Source organism: Thermoflexus sp. (assembly GCF_034432235.1).
GTDB lineage: Bacteria > Chloroflexota > Anaerolineae > Thermoflexales > Thermoflexaceae > Thermoflexus.
Window position 1 is genome coordinate 1 of the sequence record NZ_DAOUCJ010000113.1, and the last position, 1628, is coordinate 1628.

The window sequence follows — 1628 nt, forward strand, 5'->3', positions numbered from 1 at the left end:
GGAGGGGATTGTGGAGATCTGGGGCGTGCGGTGAGGGTCGGGTTCGGTGGGGCGGCTGGAGAAGGCCGCCCCACCGGTTTCTCTCACAGTCTGGGCTCGGCAGAGGATGGATGGAGTGGGCGTCTTCCCCTTCATCCACGATGGTGACTGCACCTTAATCCATGCTGTGTTCCTGGGTGTGACCCCTGTTGATCAATCGGGAGCCTTGCCGAATTCTTACTGAAATCCGGGCGGAATCATAATGGGTTCGAAAAGTTCGCGAAGGATATCCAGGCGACCGATGCGGCCCAATGAGACGTGTGCTATTCGTAACGGTCGGTTCTTTCACTCTGGACTTCCTCCCTCAATTCCTCCAGAGAGTAGGCGACCGCCGGAATGCCATAGCGCCCCAGCAACTCCATAAAGGTCTGCTTCGAGTGGCCAGCGATTTTGGCCGCCTGTCCCAGGGTCGCTTTGCCGACTTCATACAGCTTTATGGCGAGCAGCAGTCGGGCTTCCTCCTCAGACACCTCAAGGGGCAGCTCAACCTGCAGAACAGTCATCTTCAATCACCTCCCAGCAGTTCAAAGGCTTTCGGCACAACAGTAGCCGCTTTTTCCAGAACCTGCTGCGGGGTGCTGACGCTTCCAACGCAATCTTTGAAAGATTCCTCCTCTTTGAATACTCTCAATACCTGCACCGTCTCCTCGTAAGCTCAAATCCTTGATCACACGGACGCTGATTTAAGAAGTTCCCGAAGCTCTTCTGGGATCGCCCGTGCATCGTTCGCGATGGCATCGGCCCTCCGGGCATCTTCGCTCATGCCACAGTGGGCGAGGTCGTTGCGCAACTGCCCCAGCTTGTTCCGGAGATGGGCCAGGCGGTCTCTCTGGGGGAGCCCGTCAAACCAACCCGGGACTTCTGCGGTTTCTCCCCGAAGGCCGGCCGCGGCAGCGCCGAGCGCGCGTTCGACGTCTTCCCGATCGACACGGCGAAGCCAGTTGCCGCCTCCCCGACAGAGGAGCACGAACGGGATCACCCACTCCCGGGCGAGCGTGACGGCTTGCACGACAAGCCCTTTCCGGAGGTAATACTCCACGAGCCCGACCTGCCGTTCCAGGTTTTCCCGGCTAAGCGCGTCGGGTTCGGCAAAGGCAAGGGGTTCAAGCTCACGCCGGATCTGCTCGGCCAGGAGAGCAAAGGGGAGGGCCCACCGCTGGAACTCATCCTGAGCTTCCTCCAGAAGCGACAAGAGTTCATGGGCCGTGCGCATGACCTCCCGAGGACGGCTCAGGTGCAGGGCTTGCGAGAAGTCCTGGAGTTTCCGCCCCAGCGTTTTGAGTCTGGCTGGCGTGCCCGTGCGCGTGCGCCACAGGGTCTGGTGGGCCGCGATCATTTTGTCAGCGATGAGCCCGGCGTCTCCGCGCTTGAGCAAGGCTTCGGCGCCGCCGGTCCAGTCCATGAGCTCGAGGAGCGGCGTGAGGTCGAAGATGGGCGCGCGATCTTGCGGCTGGGGCGGCGTGCGGAGAGGCTCTCGTGCTTCAAAGGCGCCGTAGACGATGCGCTCGACGTTGACGTTTTTCGTCCGCCGCAGATAGCTGGCTACAGCGAAGACGATCATGGGAATGGACCGGAAGGCATGGGTGATA

Annotated in this window: 2 protein-coding genes; both read right to left on the minus strand. The window is 60.9% G+C overall.

The annotated features are described in order from the left end of the window. Positions 1-302 precede the first annotated feature (302 nt). Positions 303-542: a UPF0175 family protein gene (locus tag VAE54_RS14025; protein ID WP_322802601.1), complete on the minus strand. Its 240-nt coding sequence runs from the start codon at positions 540-542 to the stop codon at positions 303-305. Between the two features lie 164 nt (positions 543-706). Beyond that, positions 707-1628 (minus strand): TM1812 family CRISPR-associated protein (locus tag VAE54_RS14030; protein ID WP_322802602.1); only part of this gene is annotated, 922 nt, incomplete at its 5' end.